This is a genomic window from Leptospira kemamanensis (assembly GCF_004769665.1).
Lineage (GTDB): Bacteria > Spirochaetota > Leptospiria > Leptospirales > Leptospiraceae > Leptospira_A > Leptospira_A kemamanensis.
The window spans coordinates 149,008-170,293 of sequence record NZ_RQGG01000032.1; the positions used below are offsets into that span (position 1 = coordinate 149,008).

The following is a 21,286-nucleotide window of genomic DNA, read 5'->3' on the forward strand; positions in this document are numbered from 1 at the left end:
TTCTGAAAATGACAGAATATTTTTTTTATTATGTCAGATCGTTCCCCGAGAAAAAAACCTTTCACTCTCTTTTTTCAATCCTGCCGAAAATAAAAACAAAGGACTTACGAGACGATCATATCATGTTGCAATCCAAATTCACCCGAATCGCCCTCATTTTACTCTTTTTGACAGGTATTGGAATTTTTGCCGACGAAGGGATGGATTGGATCGGGAGTTTTTCCTCAGGTGAACTCGAAATGTCCGACGAAACCGAAGACCAGGACACTGTGTATTACCTCTGGCAATTGGAAAGTTTGAAAAAAAACATCGCTCCACGTTACATTCGTTATCTAGATGTGGAATCCTATGTTTCCAGTGGAAATCTCTTACACCGGGGAATTTTATTTACTTACAATGGCCTACGAGATGAATCTGTAGAAATTTGTGGTAGTTTCAACAATTGGGAATGTTCCGAAATGAAACGAAACCAATACGGAATTTATTATACCGTCATCGAACCAAACCAAATCAAAGACAATTACGAAGAAGATCCAGTGTACGAATATAAATTTCGAGTCAATGGACTACTCACTTATGATCCAGAAAACTTTGATAAGGTGGAAGATGGATCTGGCTCCTACTATTCCCGATTTATATTGGATTCCAAAGACACAGACCGCCAAACCAAAACAATGGTTTTAGAGGATTCTGCAAACGAAGAACGAGATCTACGAACCGTCAAATTCCAAATTTATTTACCAAATGCAGAAGTAGTTCGTGTGGTTGGGAATTTCAATGACTGGAACCCAGAACATGATTTTCTGAAAAAAGATCGTAAGGGTGTTTTTACCTTAGAGAAGAAATTACTCCCAGGGGAATACCATTACCAATTCATCGTGGATGGTGAGACGATGTTAGATACCTACAATCCAACAACGAACATCAAAGTGGATACCAATGAATCCGTTTCGTCACTACTCGTTCCAGAAAGAAATTATGCGTTAGAAAGGAAGATGTGAGGATTTAACTTTAAGTTCAAATTCCAAACAGCATCTAATTTGCGTTCAATGACATAAATGTCAAAAAATTATAGTAGGATGTCGTATTACTGCTCTAAAGTAGCCGTCATCGATCCTTTGGAAGAACTCATCCGAGGGTCAGGTCCATAACCTAAGATTCGTTCGTGGATAAACTCTGCGTGTTCTAATTCCCCAGAAAAAACAATGGTTTTTTTGCGAGTGTCCACTTCGACGGCGTGTTGGAAGGCTTTTTCCCAAGTCATTTGGCAGACATCCATGAGCATCTCGATCACATACTCATAGGTGTGGTGATCATCATCCCACAAAACGACCTTCCATGGACCGTTATTTTTGCGGGGTTTGATTTCTGTTTCTTCTAAGATAGAAGGTTGGGATGCTCCGGAACCGGTCATTGCCGAAGCCGTTCCCTTATTTTTTCTTTTTGGAAATTGCCAGTTCCGCGTGGGAAACAACATCTTTGGCACGAAGTCCAAAATAATCGAGTAGTCCACTCCAAGTACCTGATTTTCCAAAACTATCCTTCATTCCCACTTTGATGACAGGAACTGGATATTCTTCCGACAAAAGTTCAGAGACAGCAGAACCTAGACCACCAATGACATTGTGTTCTTCACAAGTCACAACCGCACCACATTCTTTTGCTTTTGCAATGATGGTCTCTTTGTCTAAAGGTTTGATCGTTGCCATATTAAGAAGAGTGGCACTGATTCCTTTTTCCTTGAGCAGTCCTACTGCAGACATGGCTTCGTTCACCATCACTCCATTGGCAATGATACAAACGTCTTTTCCTTCTGACATCACTTCTGCTTTTCCAATTTGGAATTTGTAGTTTTCACGTTCGATGACTGGAATGGCAGGTCTTCCCACTCTTACATACACAGGGCCATTGTAATCGGCGATGGCATGAATCACTTGTTTGGTTTCATTGAAGTCAGATGGGCAAATCACAGTCATTTCTGGAATGACACGCATAATCGCAAAGTCTTCAATACATTGGTGAGAAGCACCATCTTCTCCAACAGTGATACCACCGTGAGAAGCTACAAGTTTTACGTTTAACTTTGGATAAACGACACTATTTCGTACGACTTCCCAGGCACGACCAGATAAAAACATAGCAAAACTAGAAGCAAAAGGCACAAACCCAGAAAGGGCAAGGCCTGCCGCATGACCAACTAAGTTTTGTTCAGCGACACCTACGTTAAAAAATCGTTCAGGATACTTCTTTTTGAAGTCAGCAGTTTTAGTGGAACCAGAAAGGTCCGCATCTAAAACCACCACATCTTGTCTAGACGCACCTAACTCAACTAAGGCTTCGCCGTATGCATCTCTTGTTGCTTTTTTGTCCGCTGTTGATTGGCTAGGTGCTCCCATGATTATCCTTTTTTTAAAGCGTCTGCTTTATCAGTTTTTTCCCAAGTGAAAGTGCTACCAGTTCTACCGAAGTGACCGTAAGCAGCTGTTTCTTGGTATTTTCTTCCTTTTCCAAGGAGATCCAAACCTTCTACAATTCCTTTTGGAGTGAGTTTGAAGTTGGCAAGAACACGTTTTGCAATTTCTTCATCGGAAATGGTTCCTGTTCCAAATGTATCGACAAGAACGGATACAGGTTGTGCGACACCAATTGCATATGCCAATTGCACTTCACATTTGTGAGCAAGACCAGCTGCCACAACGTTTTTCGCGATGTAACGGCCCATATAAGCCGCAGAACGGTCCACTTTGGATGGATCCTTTCCAGAGAATGCTCCACCACCATGGCGACCCATTCCACCGTAAGTATCTACGATGATTTTACGTCCTGTGAGACCAGTATCACCGTGTGGACCACCGATTTCAAATTTTCCAGTTGGGTTAATGAAATAACGAGTATTGACAAGAAGTTCTTTTGGTATCATTTTTTTGATACACTCTTCGATCACAGCTTCTTCGATTTGTTTATGAGTCACACCAGGTTTGTGTTGTGTGGAAATCACAACTGTATCAACACGTTTTGGTTTTCCATCTTCGTATTGGATGGTGACTTGCGATTTTGCATCAGGACGAAGCCATTCAATTTTGTTTGTGTGGCGAAGTTCGGATAGATGTTCGAGAAGTTTGTGAGAATAATACAAAGGAGCAGGCATAAGTTCTGGAGTTTCTGCAATCGCAAATCCAAACATCAAACCTTGGTCACCAGCACCTTGTTCTGTATGAAGACCTTCTCCTTCGTTTACCCCTTGGGCAATGTCGGGAGACTGGGCATGCACGTGAGAAGCAACCACTGCAAAGTCAGCATCAAAGTACATATTGATGTCGTTGTATCCAATTTTTCGAATCACATCGCGAGCGATTTCTTGGGTGTCAACTTTTCCTTTACTAGTGATTTCTCCCGCAATGACAACGAGGTTTGTGGTCACAAGAGTTTCACAAGCAACACGAGATTTTGGATCTTGGGCTAAATACGCATCGAGAATGGCATCAGAAATTTGGTCACAGACTTTGTCTGGGTGTCCTTCGGATACGGACTCGGAAGTGAAGATATAGTTTTTAAGAGAGGACATATTTTTTACCTTACTTGGTTAAACTTTCGTTTTTAGGTGGTACGTCAATAGAATTGTCAGGAAAGAGTCCACGCACATAGGTTTCTAGAGAGGCCGCATTGGCTTGCATTTCCTGTTCTAGTTTTTTTGCATATTCGTCGATTTGGCTTTCGGTGAGGCCTTTCGGAACAGAAAAAGGTTTCCCATATTGGATGAAAAGTCGGGCTCCGAATTTAGGAAAAAAATGACGGTCCCAACTTTTGAATACATAGGCTCTATCATAACAAGAATGAAGGTATAAAATGGGAAATCCTGTGAGGGAGGCAGTGACAATCACCCCTGGTTTCACTTCTCTTCTTGGGCCTTTTGGCCCATCTACAGTGAAAATGGGAACTGCACCCTGTTTCATTTCTTTTAAGATATTTCGAAACGCACCTGTTCCCCCTCTTGTGGAAGAACCACGCACAGAACGAAGTCCTGAGCGAGCAAAAGTTTGGTGGATGATCTCGCCATCTTTGGATTGCGAAACAAGAGCCACCATATCGGCTTTTTTCTTTCGTTTGAGATACTGTGTGGCATGCCTATACAAAGATAGTGTGGTTTCATGGAACACGGCAATGATGTAATCCCTACCTTGTTCGATCACTTTTGCCGATTCTTCAGGAATGATAAACTTTTGGTTGCGTACAAAAAGATACCAAACTCTTACGATGAAGTGCACAACAAAACTTAAGATGATGTATTTGGTTTTGGAATAGGGTTTTTGTTTGTTATCTGGAATCAAAAAGAATGGTCCTTACCGATTTCCCATAGGATATCGTTTTCATAAATTTTTACAACTGGATTTGGTTCCGATTTCGGTTTGTCGTTTAACAAAGAATAGATCATCGACTTGGCTACATACTCAGCCGGGATAGGTTTGTATTTTTTTAAACCCAAAAACCCAAACGGGATGATGGATCCCACGATCTCACCAATTTTTTCACCCATACGAACTTCTTGTCTGTCACCAATGAGAAGGGATGGCCTAAAAATTCCTAAAAATGGGAAATGTAGGTTTTGTAATTCCTTCTCCAATTCCCCTTTCACTCGGTTATAAAAAATGGAAGAACTGGCATCGGAACCCATTGCTGTGATGATATAAAATCCTGGGATCTTTTTTTCTTTTGCTTGTCTTGCAGCAAGTAAAGGATAATCAAAATCAATTTCTCTAAATTTTTCCTGACTTCCCGCTTTTCCAATCGTTGTTCCCAAACAACAAAACACTGCATCAATATCATTTGGAACAGAGACCTTACCCGATTGAAAATCCTCCCAAGTGGCTTTTACCACTTCAATAGGAAGATTGGATTTGGATGTGGTTTCAAAATGCCTCGCCCAAACGATCACCTTTTTGATCTGCGGGTAAAACAGAAGTGAGAGTAATACTTGTTTGCCGACAAGACCCGTCCCACCAAGTAATAATATTTTCATTTGATCTCCAAACTTCTTGCGAGCATTGAATCAGTTAAATTGATTTTTTCTAAAAATTGAATTCCAGCAATATGGTAAATTACGTTTTTGATTTTTGAAGTTTGGGTCCACATGATGGTGCCTTCAAAGAACAATCGTTTTGTGCCTTTAGACCAAACGATACTTCCTAACACTTGGGACTCGATTTCATCACTGAGTAAGTCATCCTCACCCAAAAAACAAAGGCCTTCTTCTGAAATGTTTCCTAATTTTCCAAATAAAGTAATTCCTTCCAGGTCCAAATGGACTTCGAACTCGGAAAAATCACCGGGGGAAATTCTGGGAAGCCTTCGCTCACTTTCCATAGCAACAAGTTACATGGAATCCTAGAATTGGAAACGAAAAAAGCAAATCAGAATTGAAAGTAGATAAAAGGAACTGAATTTTCTGGTGTAGCTAAATTTAAGACAAGAAAGAGGATCGGATACATGGCAAATTCCAAACTGGCAGGAATTTGTTTCCCTTTTCCTTTTTCGAAGAGGAAATACCCTACAATATGTCCGAGAGTGAGAAATCCGATGATCCAAAGAAAATCTTTCCACATGTATGGGCGTAAATTTCCCCCTTGGAAAAGGAAAATTCCCTTCAAATGGATCCAGGCATTTTCCCAAGTGAGGGAACGAAAAAAAACAGCACCTAAAAAGAAAATCGAGTTATTGAGAATATTTTGAAATAACCAAATAGGAACCCGAAAGAAACGAAATAGAGAGAAATCTGATGATTCCTTTTTGTCCGGAAACCATTCTTTCCATACTTCTTCTAATACATAAAAAAATCCGTTTAAGGAACCCCAAAAAACAAAGGTCCACTGCGCTCCATGCCAAACCCCACTCACAAACATGGTGAACCAAAGATTGAATTTTCGCCTGACCGATGTTACGCGACTTCCACCCATAGGAATATAAATATAATCTCTTAACCAAGAATTTAAGGTCATGTGCCAACGACGCCAAAAACCCGAAACCGATGTGGCTATAAAAGGCAAATTAAAATTCGTAGGAAGTTTATAACCAAGTAACATGGCACTTCCAATCGCCATGTCGGAATAACCACTAAAATCCAAATACACTTGGATTCCCCCAAGAGCTGCTGCAATTAACAAAGCATAGGCATGATGGTCTCCGGGATTTGCGTAAATGGTATCGATAGTTGGTGCGACCATATCCGACAACACAGCTTTTTTAAAATAACCTAACATAAAAAAGCGAATTGCCACTCGAAACTCGATATCTTCCAATTTTTTGGGATTATAGAGTTGAGGCATAAACGTACGAGCTGTTACAATAGGACCTGCTACAAGTTGTGGGAAAAAACTGACAAACAAAGCAAATCGAATAAAATCTTTTTCCGCAGGGATTTCTTTTCTATACACATCAATGGTGTAAGACAAAGACTGAAAGGTAAAAAAGGAAATTCCGGCTGGCAATATGATTTTTAAAACAGGCAGCATTTCACCGCCAAACAATACATTGGTGACCGAGTTCATCGAAGTCACAACAAAATTATAGTATTTAAAAAATCCTAGTATGAATACGAGGTTTGTGATCAAACTAAACAACAATAAATAATAACGAACCTTCTCTCTCGTTTCGTTGGAAAGTTTGATCCCCACGTAAAAGTCAATGGCTGTGGAAAGTAAAATCAATGCCCCGAAACGATAGTCCCAAGACATGTAGAAAAAATAACTACTGACGAGGAGGAAGATATGTAAAATCCGAGTTTCTTTGGTTTCGTTTGAGAAGATGGCAGGAAAAAGATACCAAACGGTAAAAAAAACAAAGAGAAAGAAGACAAAATATTCAAAATCAGAAAAGATCAATGGTTTCGCCTTCTACGTATAAACCAGAATCATCGAAAAATTAGCATTGTCAATCATTTCGACTTGCAGAACCTCTTCCTCTCACGTAGGATTGGTCACTAGTTTTCAGCTAAAAAAGTAAAGAGGTAGAAAATGAAAAAATTTTTAAATACAGCTCTCGTCGGTTTATTGTCCTTTGGTCTTCTTTCCAATTGTTTTGGAAAATTTGGTGCGATCAAAGCAGTGTATTCCTTTAACGGAAGCATCCAAATTGGATCAGGGAAAATGGCAAGTTTCTTTCGATCTTTGCTGATGATTTTCCCATTGTACATTGCTTATGGTTTTGGTAGTTTTTTGGACATCTTCATCTTCAACCTAATCGAATTTTGGACTGACCGAAATCCAATCGCCATGGCTGAATATGACTTTGATGGAAAACTAGTCAAAGAATACAAAGAGAATGGTCATACCATCACACTTACTTACTCCGAGTGGGGAAAAGTATTAAGAATGGATGCTCCAACTGCAAAGGGAGTTGAGTCTGTTTATTTCTTAAAAGAAAAACCAGAAAAAGCATACCGTTTGATCAACGGAAAGTATGTGGAAATCCAACAAGTGAGTGGTCCCATCCTTCCTCCTATGAGTGCAAAACAGATCTAATCCCGCCATTGCCCCTAATTTTAGGGGCAATCCTTTGCCGATACTATCAGTATGAAGCGAACTCTTTTTGGTTTAGTCCTTGTCTTTTTTGTTGGGAGGTGCCAGACACCAAAACAAGTGATGGTTCCCAATTTTCCCACCCAATCGGAACAAATCAATTTGAATCGCATCAAAATGATTACCAAACAAGAAGCCAATCCTTCCCTCGATGCAAAAGAATCCAAAAAACCCTTAACCCAAGAACCTGGGGTGAGTGTGGAATTTTCCGAAAACAAAATACCATTCATCCAACTAGATTTGTTTTTTGAAGATGCAGGGATTAGCATCATCGAAGAGATCATTGCCGGCACCATCATCGAACACCACATTGTTGCCTTGAACCAAAAAGGGGAAATCATCGCCAAACAACCTGTAAACTTCCAAGCCTATGAAATTTTGGAAACGAAAACAGAAGTGATGCGAAACAAAGTGATTGTAGGGGAATCTAAAAAACCGGTAAAAGTGAATAGCACAACTCCGGAGACTCGAGTCACAAGAGAAGCGATCGAAAGACAATACACTGACCGTGATACGGTTCCACAAGTGTTGGAAATCTTTGATGGAAAAGTCCCTTCCCCTGGTGAATACATTAGCATTTATTTAGAACTTACCTATGTAAATCCATATCTCGAACCAAATTGTGAATCCTATGGTGGCAATTGTTTTGGCGCCAAACAAAAGTTTTTCGAAGATGTAACAAATCGAAATCGCAGAGAATTGGATATCTTAAGGAATCGTTACGTAAATGGAGAGATTGCTCAATTTCCAAACCTCAGCAAAGAAGAACAAATAGACTTCAAATCTAATATCAAATCAAAAATTGATTCTACCAACGGAAGTTTTGGTCCAAGACATTCGTATACAAAATTCTTTTTTAGAGAATGGAATTTGGTTTCGTCCCCTAGATACTTTCGGATTCTCTCTGTTGGAAAACAAAATCGCCAAACTTCGTTAGAAGAAACGAAAGAGGAAAAACGAACAGACGAATCCAAAGAAAATGCGAACGCTGAAAAAGAAGACGGCCATTCGATCTTTGATTCACCCACACATACCAAACACAAAAAGAGAGTGATTCCCACTCCTTAACTCAAATCCATTGGGGGAAGGAAACTCTCCTTCACCCCAAACCGGAAGAGTTTATGCGGCCTTCTCTTCTTTTTTCCCTCGCATTCCATCGAAGCGAACTGTCGTTGCCGTCACAATGACTTTGGACCGGCTTTCCCCATCAGGTGTTTTCCAACGATTCTGTTTTAAATTCCCCATCACCGTGACCTTACTTCCCTTTTTTAAGTATTCAACGCAGTTTTCCCCTAGTTTTTCCCAGGCATCCACTTCGAAAAAAGAAACATCGTCTTTGTCCTTTGCATCTTGTGAGTATTGTGAATGGTTCACCGCAACAGTGAAATGAGCGAGCGACTTTCCACCAGAAATTGATTTTTCTTCTGGGTCAGCGGTTAAATTTCCATCCAGAATGATGTACGATAGATTTTTCATTTGAAGTTCCTTATTACAGTTTTATGGCCACAGAATGATAGGTTCAAAACTTTAGGATTGGTTAAAAAAATTTGGAATCCTCCCAGTTCAGAAAAAGAAAAAAAATCTGATATTTAGGATAGACATTCAATTTATTTAGATTCAGAATTTATGGGTGGGCCTTGCTGATTCTGAAATATTAGAACTCTTAACGACAATTAGCCGAGAATTGGTATGTTTACATGAAACCGATGGAACCTATCTCTATGTCAGTCCCAATGCAAACTCAATCATCGGTTATGATCCCACTGAACTTCTCGGTAAAAATCCGTATGATTTTTTCCATCCAGATGATAGACGATTGATCTTTGAAAGGTCCCACCAACCACTTTTGCGTGGTGCAAACAATATCAATCCCACCTTTCGATTTTTACACAAAAATGGATCCTACATTTGGCTTCAAAGTGACAACCGCCTCATCACTCATCCAAGTTCGGGCAAACAGTACTTACATACCTCATCCAGAGATATCTCTGAAAAAATTGAATCCGATGCAAATTTAGCTTTGTCCGAACGAAAGTTCAAAACCCTTTTTAAAGATTCACCGATTGGACTCGTATTGACTAGCACACAAGGTTACATCGATGATGTGAATGAATCCTTTGCGAAATTTTTAGGGTATGAAACCTTTGAACTCTTAGGAAAACATTTTTCCGAAATTAGTTCACCTGGTGAACTCGAAGAAAATTTTCGCTACCGTGATTCTGTTTTAAAGGGAATGATTGATCATTATTCCATCGAAAAACAATATTTGCACAAACAAGGACATTTGGTTTGGGCCTACATTACCGTCACGGTGCTTCGAAATGATGATGGGAATCCGATGTATTACTTAGCCCAAATCATTGATATCGATGAACGAAAAAAAACCGAGACCTTACTTTTAGAAAACAACGAACACTTAAAAGCGACCAAAAATTCTCTACTCATCCAAAACAAACAACTCCAATCTTATAACCAAATTATCTCTCATCACTTGCGTGCCCCCGTAAGTAATTTAAGAAGTTTGGTGGACCTTTTAAAACTCACAAATTCCACAGAAGAAAAAGTAGAGTTACAAAAGCATTTGGAAGAAGTGACAGAGAGTTTAGAAACGGTTCTTTCGGAACTCATCACCACTTTAAAAATTCAAAATTTAGAAAACTACCAACCAGAATGGATTTCGATTCAGGAAGTGTTTTCCAAAGTTTTAAAACTCATGGAAGGTGAGTTAAACAAAAGAAAGGTTCAAATTGAACCCAATCTTTCTGGAAACGAGCGTGTTTTTGCCTCAAAAGAGTATTTAGAAACCCTTCTCATCCAACTTTTCAGCAATTCCCTCCAATTTGCAGACCCAAATCGTGACCTCCGCATTGTCGTAGAGTCTTTTCGCGTTGGTTCGGAAACCTCTATATCCTTTTCCGATAACGGAACGGGGATCGATTTATCTCGTTATGGGGACCAAATTTTTCAGATGAAGAAGACTTTTCATCGTCATATGAGTGGGAAGGGACTCGGTTTGTTTTTGATGAAATACATGATGGAATCATTGGGTGGTCGGGTGGATGTGAATTCGAAACCAAACGAAGGAGCAACCTTCTTACTCCACTTTCCGAATGGGGGAAACAGAACATGAGCCCCAAAATTTGTATCATTGATGATGATAAAATTTATCAATTCACAACGAAAAAAATCATCTCAAACGCTGGGATCAAAGGAGAAGTCCTGATTTTTTCCGATGCAGAGAATGCATTAGAATTCTTTCAAAAAGAAACACATTCCAAAGAATCACTCCCCGACATTGTATTTTTAGACATCAACATGCCCTTTATGGACGGTTGGCAATTTTTGGAAGCGATCGAACCTCTTCTCTCTCAGTTTCCCAAACAGATCCAAATTTATTTAGTAAGTTCTTCTGTGGATGACGCGGATACAGAACGCGCTTCCAAAATAACTTATGTCGCTGGTTATATTTTCAAACCCTTTACCAAAGAAAAACTTTTGGATTCTTTGGCCCATTTACAATCTTAGCTTGTCAATAACTTACTTCGAAGATAGAAATGGTCGCACAAATGATGAATGAAATACTGAATTGGATCGAAATAAATCCCATGTCCGCCACTTGGATTGGACTCTTTCTTTTTTTTGTGTCTGTTTTCATACGAGACATCTCACAAAAAAAGCACACCATTCAAAGGAACTTTCCGATTGTAGGAAGGCTTCGGTATTTTTTAGAAATGATTGGCCCCGAACTTCGGCAGTATTGGGTTGCCAATGACAAAGAAGAACGTCCCTTTGATCGAACGGAAAGAAGTTGGATTTATGCCACTGCCAAAGGACAAAATAATAATTTTGGTTTTGGAACGACGGAGATCCAATACGAACCAGGTTATCCCATTATCAAACATAAGGCCTTCCCTTATCCAGAATCCAAATCCTATGTCCACAACAGTGACCCAAGTTGTATCCCTTGCCTCAAGGTTATTGGTCCACACCGCAAATTTCCTTACCGACCCTATTCTATCGTCAACATCTCCGCGATGTCTTTTGGATCCCTTGGTAAAAATGCAGTCCTTGCCTTAAACCGTGGCGCCAGAGACTCAGGAGCTTACCATAACACTGGTGAGGGGGGACTCAGCCATTACCATATGGAAGGTGCTGACATTGTTTGGCAAATTGGAACGGGTTATTTTGGAGCTCGCGACCATTCTGGAAAATTTAACTTAGATGTACTAAAAGAAAAAGTGGGAAAAAATGCCTGTGTTAAAATGATTGAGATCAAATTATCACAAGGCGCCAAACCGGGTAAAGGTGGAATTCTTCCTGCTAAAAAAGTAAATGCAGAAATCGCTGCCATTCGTCACGTCGAAGAAGGAAAGGATTGTATCTCGCCAAACTCACATAGTGAGTTCACCAATGTCAAAGAACTGGTTCAATTTATCGAAACCATTGCAAATGGAACAGGACTGCCTGTTGGCATCAAAAGTGCTGTGGGTGAAATTGAGTTTTGGCAAGAACTCGCAGAAGAAATGAAACGAACTTCCCAAGGCCCCGATTTCATCACCATTGATGGTGGCGAAGGAGGAACGGGAGCAGCACCTTTAACGTATGCAGATCACGTTTCTTTGCCGTTTAAAATTGGATTCCAACGCGTGTACACTTTGTTCCAAAAAGAAGGATTGTCTGAAAAAATAGTTTGGATTGGTTCGGGCAAATTAGGATTTCCAGATCGGGCCGTTGTTGCCATCGCGATGGGATGTGATCTCATCAATATCGCAAGGGAAGCCATGTTATCGATTGGTTGTATCCAAGCACAAAAATGCCATACCGACCATTGTCCCGCAGGTGTTGCCACACAAAACTGGTGGTTACAAAGAGGTGTGGATCCAGGACTAAAAGGCAAACGCGCCGCGAAGTACATCCAAGGATTTCGGAAGGAACTTTTGAGTTTAGCACATTCCTGTGGATACGAACACCCAGGCCAGTTTACAGGACAAGACATCGAAATCAGTATGGGAATGAACCGTTACCAAACCCTCGAAGGATTACTGGGATACAAACGTGACGAAGTGAAGTTTACCAAACTCCAGGACTATACCGTTTTTCCCAAACGACAAGCCTAAATGAAAAAACTCGTTTTCCTTTCCTTATTCTTTCTCTTTAGTTGTTTGTCCGAAGAAAGGAATATCAATAAGGAAGGACAAAACGGGTTTCTCGATTTAAAAAATCATTCCTTCCAAGAAGAACCTTATGTGGCTCTCTTTGGGGAATGGAAATTTTATTGGAACACTTCTCCCACAAATATCATCGAACGGGAAAACGATCCAGTTTTCAAATTACCCAACCATTGGAATGGATTTTCCATGGAATATGGAAAACTCCCTGGATTTGGCCATGCAAGCTTTCGAATGAAGGTCCAGTTACCCAACGATTTACAAGAAACGATGGCTCTTACTGTCCACGAACAAGACACTTCCTATGCGATTTATATCGATGGAAAGTACTACGGTGGATCAGGAATCCCAGCAAGTAATACCGTACAATTTGTACCCATGGTGAGATCCACCATCATTGTCCTACCACAAAAACCCAATCTCACCATTGATTTGTATGTTGCCAATTATGTGCATAGAAAGGGTGGGATTTGGAACGATATAGTTTTATCCTCTTACACCAAGGCAGAATCAAGGCTCACCAAACATAAAATCAATGAAACTATCCTTTCTTCGATTTTTGCTTTTGTTGGAATTTTCTTTTTGGTGATGTATTTTTATAACCGAGATGGCAAACAAACCCTTGGTATATTTTTGTTTTCGTTAGCCGTTTTGTTACGAACCATTTCCACTGGGGAAAGGATTCTTCTTGAATTTGTAGATATTCCTTACTCGACACTGCTTCGTTTAGAGTATCTTTCTTGGTATTGGTCTGCCCCATTATTGTATCATTATTTTTATACTATCTTCCCTGCTGATTTTTCGAAAACAGTTGGAAATCTCTTTTATGGTTTATCTGCGCTTTTGACACTTGGTTTACTGCTTCCGCCAGTTTATTTTACAGAAACTGCTTCTTTTTATCCGATTGCCTTTGTGCTCAATGGATTGTTTGTTTTGTTTTATTTGTTTCGTTCATACAAAAAACAAAGAATGGAATCCAAACCTTTGTTATTCGGAATTGCACTAATTTTAGTTGGTGCCACAAACGATGTGTTACACGCGGAAGCCTTGATCCACACAGCCTATATCGCTCCTTCCACAGTTGTCATTTTTGTTTTTTTACAAGTATTCACCTTTGGAAGGATTGTCCGCCAAAACATCATTAAAACATTAGCATTTGCAGAAGAACAAAAACAATTTAGCTCTTCTTTTAGCCGTTTTGTTCCCACTGAATTTTTGTTCCACTTAGGAAAAGATGACATTCGACAAGTGGACTTAGGGGACCAAGTCCAAAAACGAATGACCGTTTTATTTGCGGACATTCGATCCTTTACGGAATTTTCGGAAACACTCACACCCAAAGAAAATTTTGATTTTTTGAATAGTTACTTACAACGTGTAGGACCCATCATCCGCCATAATAATGGTTTTATCGATAAATTCATTGGTGATGCGGTGATGGCACTTTTTCCATATGATATCAATGATGCCGTGAAAGCGGCCGTGGAAATGCAAGAAGCCATTCGCATCTACAATAGCCATCGAGCAAACTGTGGTTATATTCCAATTGAAGTGGGTATTGGAATTCATACAGGTAATTTAACTCTGGGAATTCTTGGAGAGCACAAACGGATGGAAGGAACTGTGATCTCTGACGCAGTGAACTTAGCCTCTCGGATTGAAGGGATCACCAAGTTATTTTCTGCTCGTATTGTGATTAGTGCTGAAACTTTTATCGAAGCCTCTGATGCCTTGGGCTTTCATTACCGTTTACTTGACCGAGTGAATATCAAAGGGAAAACCGAATCGGTTTTCGTAGTAGAAGTATTAGATGGATATGACCCAGATAAAGCAAAACGGTTAATCGAAACCAAAGATGATTATACCTTAGCACTTGATGCTTATCGCAGAGAAGATTTTGAAGAGGCTATGGATGGATTTACATCTCTCCTAGATAAAAATCCCGATGATTCCGTATCTCGTTTGTTTTGGGAACGATGTAAAGAATCATTGGAACGATCTAAATTAGAATCTGGTCACAGTTAAAGTTTCACCTCGTTTGTTTTGCCCATTGGTAACCCAATCCAAAGACTATCCCAACAACAATCACCCCCAATGTTAAGAGTGGTTCTGCATAGGAAACCGATCCGAATGCAATCAGTCCAAAGAGAATCGCAAGAATTGGTAAATAAGGATAAAAAGGGGCACGATAAGGTCGAGACATATTCGGTTCTTTTTCCTTAAGAACCAGATACGAAATCAAACTCATCACATACATCCCACAGGCACCTAACGCTGATATGGAGATCAGTTCGGAAGTATCTAAAAATATCATACAAAAAATCCCTAAAACCCCACCTGAGATGACTGCATTTTGCGGAACCATAGTACGAGTATTTAATTTTGAGAGATAACGAGGCAAATATCCACTTTGACTCACCGCATACAACAATCGAGAATTCCCAAGAATGATCCCAAACAAAGAAGCAACAAGCCCAAATAAACCAATAAAGGTAAACAAAATTGGCCAAATTGAATTTTCGCCGTATAACTTGTGCAAAACGAAAGACAATGGGTATTCTAATTTTGCAACCTCTTGTGTTTGGATCACTGATGCTGTAAAAACATAAATCAATCCTGCTAAAATTAATAAGGTAATAATTCCTGCAATGTATCCTTTGGGAATGTCTTTTTCAGGATGTTTCACCTCTTCGGCTGCTAACGCCACACCCTCCACTGCTAAAAAAAACCAAATCGCAAAGGGGATCGAAAGTAAAATGGAAGAAAACGATATCGAAGACATCGAGGGAAGTTTTGGAATTTGGTTTTGAGAAAGAAATGGGAAAAGTAAAACCAAATACAGCAATAATCCGAAAACAGCAACGATCGTGACAAGTAATTCAAATCTGGCTGTTTGTTTGATCCCTGTCAAATTGATGAGAAGTAACAAAATAAACATTCCCATACTGGCACCAAAAGCAGGAATGATGGGGAATAAAAAATGAATGTAACCACCGAGTGCAGAAGCTATCGCGGGAGGTGCCAACAGAAACTCAACTAACACCAAATAACCTGTAAAAAATCCAAAGTTATCTCCCAAAGCTTTTTTAGCATAAGCAGATGGTCCACCAGCTTGAGGAATACTTGCGGCAAGTTCTGTAAAACAAAGAGCAAACATAAGATAAAAAATCGCAATCCAAAGGATGGCGATTCCAAATTCCCAAAAACTTGCTTCCATCCAACCGAAGTTCCATCCAAAATAATCACCGGAAATCACAAGACCCACTGCCATTCCCCAAAGATGGACCGAGTGAAGTGCCTTATGTAATTTGTGTCCTTCTTCTATCATATTATCTCTCCTCTCTTCGGAAATTATTCTATGTCCCTTTTTCTTCTGATCGTATGCATCACTTACTTCAGATACATCACATCCTCACAATAAACATGATCCATTGAATGATTCACATCACACAGTGTGTTCTACCTTCCGCAATCAGTCCAAAACCAATGGAACAATCGTTCTGTGGCAAAATTATGTAGCAAATTTGACATGATATTTCGTATTTCATCTGAATTTCTTAATTGCAATTGAGAAACATTCTAAACAATATAGGACAAATCCTAGATTTTTGGTATCCATCTCATGCGAAACTACAAACTAACATTCCTTATTCTCACTCTCTTCCTTATCTTTCCTTTGCAAGCTGTACAAACGATTTTGTTAAAACAAGGAAAATCGATTAAAGGCATTGTCACCAATCAAAACGTCGATTCTGTCGAAGTTGATACACAAAATGGCAAACATATGGTCATTTCTAAAAAATCGGTTTTGAAAATCATCTACAAAGATATTGCCGAAGCAGAAGAAGAAAAAATTAGAAAAGAAGAAGAAGAGAAACGAAAACAAGAAAAAGAAAAAGCAATCGCAGCGAAACAAGAAGAGATTCGCAAACGTAGAGAATCAATTGCCGCACAAGAAACCGAAAATCGTATGAAAATCCATGAAGGCAATGTAGCGACACATAGTATTCGAGATTCCTTTGTTTTAACCTCTGTTGCTGATGGAAACATGATCACTTTGGCTCCTGAGTCAGCAAAATGCCAAACCTTTAAAGAATACCCAGAATACTTTTGGTTGTTTGGTGCCCTTCGCTTCCAAGAACCAAATTGGGACGACTTACTTCCAAAAGACAACCGTCCTGTTCGTATCAAACAAACATCCACTTGGACAGACATGGCCATCACTTTGTTAGGTGGATTTGCCGTGACCATCACTCGTAAAACCATTGTCGTTGATGTTTGCGAAGGCAGTGGATTTCGAATGGTTTCTGATTCTGAAATCAAACGCATCAAAGAAGAAGCGGTAGAACAAATCAAAACCGAACAAGAGTTGAAAGAAGCAGAAGAAAAATACGAGTTGGAACAGTTAGAAAAAGACTTAGAAACGTTGAAAAAGAAAAAATAGGATTCAAGAAGAATACTGAATATGAATACCAAATTTTCACTGATGCAAACAAAACCAGTTTCTGCGATCATAAAGGTTTTTTTCGTTTTGCTTTTTCCTTTGTTTCTCTTGCAGAACTGTTATTACAATCCGGTTGTGTATGATCTCTTGAATCCGATCATCGAGGGAGATGAAAAAGCGGGCCTTTTTCCAGGAGGTCTTTTACTCGCTCTCGGAAGACAACCGAGTTCTTTTGCGATCTCAGGCATTATCCGAAATAGTGCAGGTGAAGTGCTAACGGACAAAGAGTTTACGGTTACGGCTTCGGATAGTACCGAGGCTGGCTTAGACAATTCAGGGATCATAGATAGCGTGGGCCGCTTTTATATGAATATCGGACTTGGCTACACTACTATACATGTTACAGATTTAGGGGAGAACATTTTCACCTTCACATTGAATGTAAATGGCCAAGGTTTCATCACTGTCACCGCAAACGATTCTTCCGAATATGTGGTAGAAAACCTCGTACCATACGATCCCAACAACAAACCCTTGTTTTTTGATCTCACTTCATCAACACCTGCAAACAATGGTACTGCATACACCCCAGGTCCAAACATCATTCTGAATTTCTCAGATACTTTACCAAATTGGGAGTTATCTGAATTGCAGTCTATCATCAACAACAATGTCATTGTGACTCCCTCATCCATAACGTTTGGTTCTACTGCTGTCTCAGGCAACCAACTTACAATCATGGCTATGGTGAGTGTCTTTGATATCCAATATACAATGGAAATTGGGCCTGGAATTTATTCGGCAAAAGGAACGCCAGTAACACCGACAACAATTCGTTTTTTCACCCAGGAAAATCCTCCATAAGAATTCATTTAATTATTTTCGAAAAAATTAGAATGAAATAAATTATAGATAAAATCTTAGACTGCAGGATTAAAAATAATTTTAGAATTCCCGAGGAAACAGAATATGAAATTACATGTATTAAAAATCATTTTTTATTTTTCCTTTTTCCTATTTTCCCATTGTTATTACAACCCCGTGATGAATTCCCTCCTAAACCCTGCTGAAACCGAGGAAAACAATGCATTTCTGGGACTTTTAGGTTTGTCTGGCCAACCCTTATTGATAACAGGTCAGATACGTTACGCAAATGGGGTTGCAGAAGTTGGTCTTGTTTTGGTGCCAGGAAAAGAATTTGCTCCGCAGTCCAAATCCACATCTTCCGGATTTGTAACTGATGCAGGTGGAAGGTTTTATATCCCGTACCAAACTGGCGACTTACCTTTTATTGTTTATAAGAATGGATCCAATTTGTTTGAAATTACATTTAAGGTAGCAAGTCCAACAGACATCACCTATTCCGCATATGGTGGTGGCCCTTCACTTGAAATCACAGGGCTCGGAACTGTCAATCCAAGTGGTGTCGGGAATTTTTTTGAGCTGGTAAGAGCATATTTTAATCCTGGATCAGAGATATCCTTACACCAAACAAACTTTGGATCAACACCCATAACAATTTACTTAGAGTTTAACGAACCACCTGCTTCCATAGAGGTTGATGCTACTACCTGGAATCAAACACATGTAATTTTCTCACCTGCTCCATCATCAAATTATTATGATATTGCAGTATCAGGAAATCAAATTATCATGGAAGGTGCTGAAGGATTTACGCCAAACACCCAACATACAATTGATTTTACATCAAATATTAAATCAGCTTCTGGAAAATCTTTAACGCCAGCCAGGTATTCTTTTTATTTTTCACTCTAACTTAACTGTTACCTTACTTTTATAGATTGTATTGAAAACAAAATCATCGAACTATAAAGTAGACTCTGTTTTGTTTTCAAAACTATGTACGCATCTCTATTAATATTTGCATTGTGTAAAATTGGTGATCTTTTCCAAGTATTGTTCCATCCCACCCCCATACTTTCCCCGATCCAATTAGTCAATAAATTTCTTGCCAAATAGAAATTTCTCCCTTAAAATGATCATACCAAGACTTTTTTGTCGGAGTCAATTTTCCCTTCGCAAATCTTTCCTCAACTTCTGGAGAAACACGATGAAACAAAAGATTCAAATCAATCTCATGGCAGTCTTTTTGAGTATTTTGTTTGCTATGACGAATTGTTACTACAACCCCATTGTGAATGGAATTCTCAATCCAGTGGAGGAAACGAATCAAAATTCATTTTTAGGACTTTTGGGTCTCGGTTTCGGGTCATCAGACTTACTCATCACAAGTCAAATTCGTGACGGAAATGGAGTGGCAATGGTAGGTCTTGGACTCACTCCAAACACCGCCTCCTTCCTATCCAAGTCAAGCTCACCTTACACGACGGATGCGGGCGGAAGATTTTATGTTCCCTATCAATTCGGTAGAAGTAGTTACCAAGTATTCCAAAATGGCTCTTTATACTTCACTCTGATCTTAAATGTTTCGAGTAGTACATCTATCTCAGCTGAGACAAGTGGTGCACCAACTGGACTCGAAATTTCAAACTTAATTACCTACAGCGCCAGTTCACCACCTAACTTTTTTGAATTGGTTCGTGTCTTTACGATCCAAGGGGATGATCCACCTGTAGAAGTGAATTTACATAACCAAAATGCTTTTAATGTAAATTACTTATATTTAGTATTTAGCGAAGAGCCAGAGTCTATTCCCGTGGAAGAAGGGGCTGTGGAAAGTTGGGTGGCATCGAATATCACAGTGACACCACTCATTAACTTGGAAGCCATCAACTCAGAACTGACGAGCGGCAACATAAGGCAACTCGGGTATGCTTTCCCATTTGGAAGCGATACCTTATATTCCGTCACGTTTGGATCTGGTATCAAGTCTGCTTCTGGTAAAAATCTGACACCAAGAACGATTGTCTTTTGTATGGAGCCAAATGTGAATTGTGGATTCTAAAATCCCAATCATAAGAAATTAGCGGAGTCAAAGAGGACCAAAAGATAACTAAAATTTTTTCTAAGTAGATTTTAGAGTAAAGAATGTGCATATATTCGAAATTTCTACTAATCAGAATACCAAACTTACCAAAAACACGATACTTCTCTTTAGAAATACGATTCTTTTTTCCTTGACTTGATTTTTTCACACTGTGACAATTTAATTCTCATCATTTTGGCACGATCGATGATGAACAAGTGAAATGAAACGAGCCCCTATTTTTTTCCTCTTGGTCTGTTTGGTCTTCTTTTCCAACAATTGTTATTACAATCCTATTTTACAAAAATATGTTTTCGCAGAACCCACCGAAGAAAACTCTCTCTTCCCAGGTCTATCCCTATTAGGTCTCACGCAACAAGCTCCCTTTGCCTTATCTCTTACTGGACAAATTCGAAATCAAGATGGATCAACAGTTCCTTCTGCTGAACTAACAGTGATAAGCCGTTCGAACGAGCTAGATGGACTAGATACAACAGTCACAACCGATGATGCTGGCCGATTTTTTATCCGACTTGCTTCCGGAACCACAACCTTTGCTGTAAAAAACGATGGTTCTCTTTATTTTACGTTTACCCTATCCGTCACCTCCCCTGTGGACATCCGGGTGACCGAGATCAAAGACGATTACGAAGCCGTCGAAGTTTCGAGTTTTTTTGTTTATGAAGAAGGAAACCAACCTAGTTTTTTTGAACTCACTTATTCTGAGCCTTTTCATAATCGAAGTGAACCAACTTCTCCCAACAATTTTTATTTTGAATTCTCGGAAGAACCTCAATTTCCAGAAAATGGGCAAGAAGCGACATGGCTCAGTCAGAATATTTCCATATCACCTTCCTTAACAATGAGCGATTATTCTTCAGAAGGTAGCTCGTTTAGTTTTAATGTTTCCGGTTATACCTCTCAAACTACGACCTATACAATCAACTTAGGACCAGGCATCCTTGGCTCTGTCACGGGACTACCTCTCACACCGAGAACCATTATTTTCACCTGTATTTCCCCTTGTTCCATCCAATGACTAACTCATACTTGACAAGTTCCAAGAACTCTAGTAAGTTCTTGGGATCGTGACTTGTTTGACACCTGCTCGTTTCAGAGATCCTCTCACTCCATTTTACCCATCGCATTTTAGCGC

21 protein-coding genes are annotated in these 21,286 nt (G+C 39.5%); 12 read left to right on the forward strand and 9 right to left on the reverse strand.

All coding sequences use genetic code 11. The features are described 5' to 3' along the window. The first annotated feature begins 122 nt into the window (after positions 1 to 122). Complete coding sequence (locus EHQ59_RS10855; RefSeq protein ID WP_135620010.1) at positions 123 to 1,001, forward strand: glycogen-binding domain-containing protein; 879 nt, start codon at positions 123 to 125, stop codon at positions 999 to 1,001. An 86-nt stretch (positions 1,002 to 1,087) separates the two neighbouring features. Here the strand turns inward: EHQ59_RS10855 and EHQ59_RS10860 are convergent, their stop codons facing one another. The 7 genes from EHQ59_RS10860 to EHQ59_RS10890 form a co-directional block, all read right to left on the reverse strand. Continuing rightward, entirely contained in the window at positions 1,088 to 1,414 is a 327-nt protein-coding gene (locus tag EHQ59_RS10860) for an ATP-dependent Clp protease adaptor ClpS (protein ID WP_135619672.1), read from the reverse strand. A 16-nt stretch (positions 1,415 to 1,430) separates the two neighbouring features. After that, positions 1,431 to 2,396: a transketolase family protein gene (locus EHQ59_RS10865; RefSeq protein WP_135619673.1), complete on the reverse strand. Its 966-nt coding sequence runs from the start codon at positions 2,394 to 2,396 to the stop codon at positions 1,431 to 1,433. A 2-nt stretch (positions 2,397 to 2,398) separates the two neighbouring features. After that, a complete protein-coding gene (gene metK / locus EHQ59_RS10870) occupies positions 2,399 to 3,565 on the reverse strand; it encodes a methionine adenosyltransferase (RefSeq protein ID WP_135619674.1) in 1,167 nt (388 codons plus the stop codon). Between the two features lie 10 nt (positions 3,566 to 3,575). Next, positions 3,576 to 4,328, reverse strand: a complete 753-nt coding sequence (locus EHQ59_RS10875) for a lysophospholipid acyltransferase family protein (protein ID WP_135619675.1) — start codon at positions 4,326 to 4,328, stop codon at positions 3,576 to 3,578. Then, a complete protein-coding gene (locus EHQ59_RS10880; protein WP_135619676.1) occupies positions 4,325 to 5,017 on the reverse strand; it encodes a Rossmann-fold NAD(P)-binding domain-containing protein in 693 nt (230 codons plus the stop codon). The genes EHQ59_RS10875 and EHQ59_RS10880 overlap by 4 nt, the downstream gene beginning before the upstream one ends. Then, positions 5,014 to 5,298 carry a PilZ domain-containing protein gene (locus tag EHQ59_RS10885; RefSeq protein ID WP_244245494.1) on the reverse strand — a complete coding sequence of 95 codons (285 nt, stop codon included), beginning with the start codon at positions 5,296 to 5,298 and terminating at the stop codon, positions 5,014 to 5,016. The genes EHQ59_RS10880 and EHQ59_RS10885 overlap by 4 nt, the downstream gene beginning before the upstream one ends. A 110-nt stretch (positions 5,299 to 5,408) precedes the next feature. Further along, entirely contained in the window at positions 5,409 to 6,875 is a 1,467-nt protein-coding gene (locus EHQ59_RS10890) for an MBOAT family O-acyltransferase (protein WP_135619678.1), read from the reverse strand. Between the two features lie 132 nt (positions 6,876 to 7,007). On the opposite strand from EHQ59_RS10890, the gene EHQ59_RS10895 reads away from it, so the two are divergent. Further along, positions 7,008 to 7,514 (forward strand): DUF3332 family protein, encoded by a 507-nt coding sequence (locus EHQ59_RS10895; protein WP_135619679.1) that lies wholly within the window; start codon positions 7,008 to 7,010, stop codon positions 7,512 to 7,514. Between the two features lie 51 nt (positions 7,515 to 7,565). Next, a complete protein-coding gene (locus EHQ59_RS10900; RefSeq protein WP_135619680.1) occupies positions 7,566 to 8,639 on the forward strand; it encodes a hypothetical protein in 1,074 nt (357 codons plus the stop codon). Between the two features lie 51 nt (positions 8,640 to 8,690). Here the strand turns inward: EHQ59_RS10900 and EHQ59_RS10905 are convergent, their stop codons facing one another. Then, on the reverse strand, positions 8,691 to 9,047 hold the full coding sequence (locus EHQ59_RS10905; protein WP_135619681.1) for a single-stranded DNA-binding protein: 357 nt from the start codon (positions 9,045 to 9,047) through the stop codon (positions 8,691 to 8,693). Positions 9,048 to 9,201: 154 nt separating this feature from the next. Here EHQ59_RS10905 and EHQ59_RS10910 point away from each other — a divergent pair, with 154 nt between their 5' ends. The 4 genes from EHQ59_RS10910 to EHQ59_RS10925 are packed head-to-tail and all read left to right on the forward strand — an operon-like array spanning position 9,202 to position 14,764. Then, entirely contained in the window at positions 9,202 to 10,701 is a 1,500-nt protein-coding gene (locus EHQ59_RS10910; RefSeq protein ID WP_135619682.1) for a sensor histidine kinase, read from the forward strand. Further along, on the forward strand, positions 10,698 to 11,096 hold the full coding sequence (locus EHQ59_RS10915) for a response regulator (RefSeq protein WP_135619683.1): 399 nt from the start codon (positions 10,698 to 10,700) through the stop codon (positions 11,094 to 11,096). The genes EHQ59_RS10910 and EHQ59_RS10915 overlap by 4 nt, the downstream gene beginning before the upstream one ends. Before the next feature lie 41 nt (positions 11,097 to 11,137). Continuing rightward, complete coding sequence (locus EHQ59_RS10920; protein WP_244245522.1) at positions 11,138 to 12,688, forward strand: FMN-binding glutamate synthase family protein; 1,551 nt, start codon at positions 11,138 to 11,140, stop codon at positions 12,686 to 12,688. After that, positions 12,689 to 14,764: an adenylate/guanylate cyclase domain-containing protein gene (locus EHQ59_RS10925; protein ID WP_135619685.1), complete on the forward strand. Its 2,076-nt coding sequence runs from the start codon at positions 12,689 to 12,691 to the stop codon at positions 14,762 to 14,764. Positions 14,765 to 14,768: 4 nt separating this feature from the next. Here EHQ59_RS10925 and eat read toward each other — a convergent pair whose 3' ends face one another. Then, positions 14,769 to 16,067, reverse strand: coding sequence for an ethanolamine permease (gene eat, locus EHQ59_RS10930; protein WP_425270140.1), 1,299 nt, complete (start codon positions 16,065 to 16,067; stop codon positions 14,769 to 14,771). 294 nt (positions 16,068 to 16,361) lie between these two features. Between eat and EHQ59_RS10935 the strand changes: the two genes are divergently transcribed. The 5 genes from EHQ59_RS10935 to EHQ59_RS10955 all read left to right on the forward strand — a co-directional run bounded on the left by EHQ59_RS10935 (position 16,362) and on the right by EHQ59_RS10955 (position 21,169). Beyond that, positions 16,362 to 17,183 (forward strand): LA_0442/LA_0875 N-terminal domain-containing protein, encoded by an 822-nt coding sequence (locus tag EHQ59_RS10935; RefSeq protein WP_135619686.1) that lies wholly within the window; start codon positions 16,362 to 16,364, stop codon positions 17,181 to 17,183. 147 nt (positions 17,184 to 17,330) lie between these two features. Then, the gene (locus EHQ59_RS10940; RefSeq protein WP_244245495.1) at positions 17,331 to 18,047 is read left to right on the forward strand and encodes a hypothetical protein; all 717 of its coding nucleotides are present in this window, start codon (positions 17,331 to 17,333) and stop codon (positions 18,045 to 18,047) included. A 105-nt stretch (positions 18,048 to 18,152) separates the two neighbouring features. Beyond that, entirely contained in the window at positions 18,153 to 18,959 is an 807-nt protein-coding gene (locus EHQ59_RS10945; protein ID WP_135619688.1) for an Ig-like domain-containing domain, read from the forward strand. A 295-nt stretch (positions 18,960 to 19,254) separates the two neighbouring features. Further along, positions 19,255 to 20,109, forward strand: a complete 855-nt coding sequence (locus tag EHQ59_RS10950; RefSeq protein ID WP_135619689.1) for a hypothetical protein — start codon at positions 19,255 to 19,257, stop codon at positions 20,107 to 20,109. A 244-nt stretch (positions 20,110 to 20,353) separates the two neighbouring features. Next, positions 20,354 to 21,169 carry a carboxypeptidase-like regulatory domain-containing protein gene (locus EHQ59_RS10955; RefSeq protein WP_135619690.1) on the forward strand — a complete coding sequence of 272 codons (816 nt, stop codon included), beginning with the start codon at positions 20,354 to 20,356 and terminating at the stop codon, positions 21,167 to 21,169. Positions 21,170 to 21,286: the final 117 nt, after the last annotated feature.

Bases quoted from the DNA above. Each gene is read 5' to 3' on its own strand.
- metK (WP_135619674.1), bottom strand. From the start codon at position 3,565: ATGTCCTCTCTTAAAAACTATATCTTCACTTCCGAGTCCGTATCCGAA.
- eat (WP_425270140.1), bottom strand. From the start codon at position 16,067: ATGATAGAAGAAGGACACAAATTACATAAGGCACTTCACTCGGTCCAT.
- EHQ59_RS10895 (WP_135619679.1), top strand. From the start codon at position 7,008: ATGAAAAAATTTTTAAATACAGCTCTCGTCGGTTTATTGTCCTTTGGT.
- EHQ59_RS10855 (WP_135620010.1), top strand. From the start codon at position 123: ATGTTGCAATCCAAATTCACCCGAATCGCCCTCATTTTACTCTTTTTG.
- EHQ59_RS10860 (WP_135619672.1), bottom strand. From the start codon at position 1,414: ATGACCGGTTCCGGAGCATCCCAACCTTCTATCTTAGAAGAAACAGAA.
- EHQ59_RS10920 (WP_244245522.1), top strand. From the start codon at position 11,138: ATGATGAATGAAATACTGAATTGGATCGAAATAAATCCCATGTCCGCC.
- EHQ59_RS10945 (WP_135619688.1), top strand. From the start codon at position 18,153: ATGAAATTACATGTATTAAAAATCATTTTTTATTTTTCCTTTTTCCTA.
- EHQ59_RS10905 (WP_135619681.1), bottom strand. From the start codon at position 9,047: ATGAAAAATCTATCGTACATCATTCTGGATGGAAATTTAACCGCTGAC.
- EHQ59_RS10925 (WP_135619685.1), top strand. From the start codon at position 12,689: ATGAAAAAACTCGTTTTCCTTTCCTTATTCTTTCTCTTTAGTTGTTTG.
- EHQ59_RS10950 (WP_135619689.1), top strand. From the start codon at position 19,255: ATGAAACAAAAGATTCAAATCAATCTCATGGCAGTCTTTTTGAGTATT.
- EHQ59_RS10935 (WP_135619686.1), top strand. From the start codon at position 16,362: ATGCGAAACTACAAACTAACATTCCTTATTCTCACTCTCTTCCTTATC.
- EHQ59_RS10955 (WP_135619690.1), top strand. From the start codon at position 20,354: ATGAAACGAGCCCCTATTTTTTTCCTCTTGGTCTGTTTGGTCTTCTTT.
- EHQ59_RS10880 (WP_135619676.1), bottom strand. From the start codon at position 5,017: ATGAAAATATTATTACTTGGTGGGACGGGTCTTGTCGGCAAACAAGTA.
- EHQ59_RS10900 (WP_135619680.1), top strand. From the start codon at position 7,566: ATGAAGCGAACTCTTTTTGGTTTAGTCCTTGTCTTTTTTGTTGGGAGG.
- EHQ59_RS10865 (WP_135619673.1), bottom strand. From the start codon at position 2,396: ATGGGAGCACCTAGCCAATCAACAGCGGACAAAAAAGCAACAAGAGAT.
- EHQ59_RS10915 (WP_135619683.1), top strand. From the start codon at position 10,698: ATGAGCCCCAAAATTTGTATCATTGATGATGATAAAATTTATCAATTC.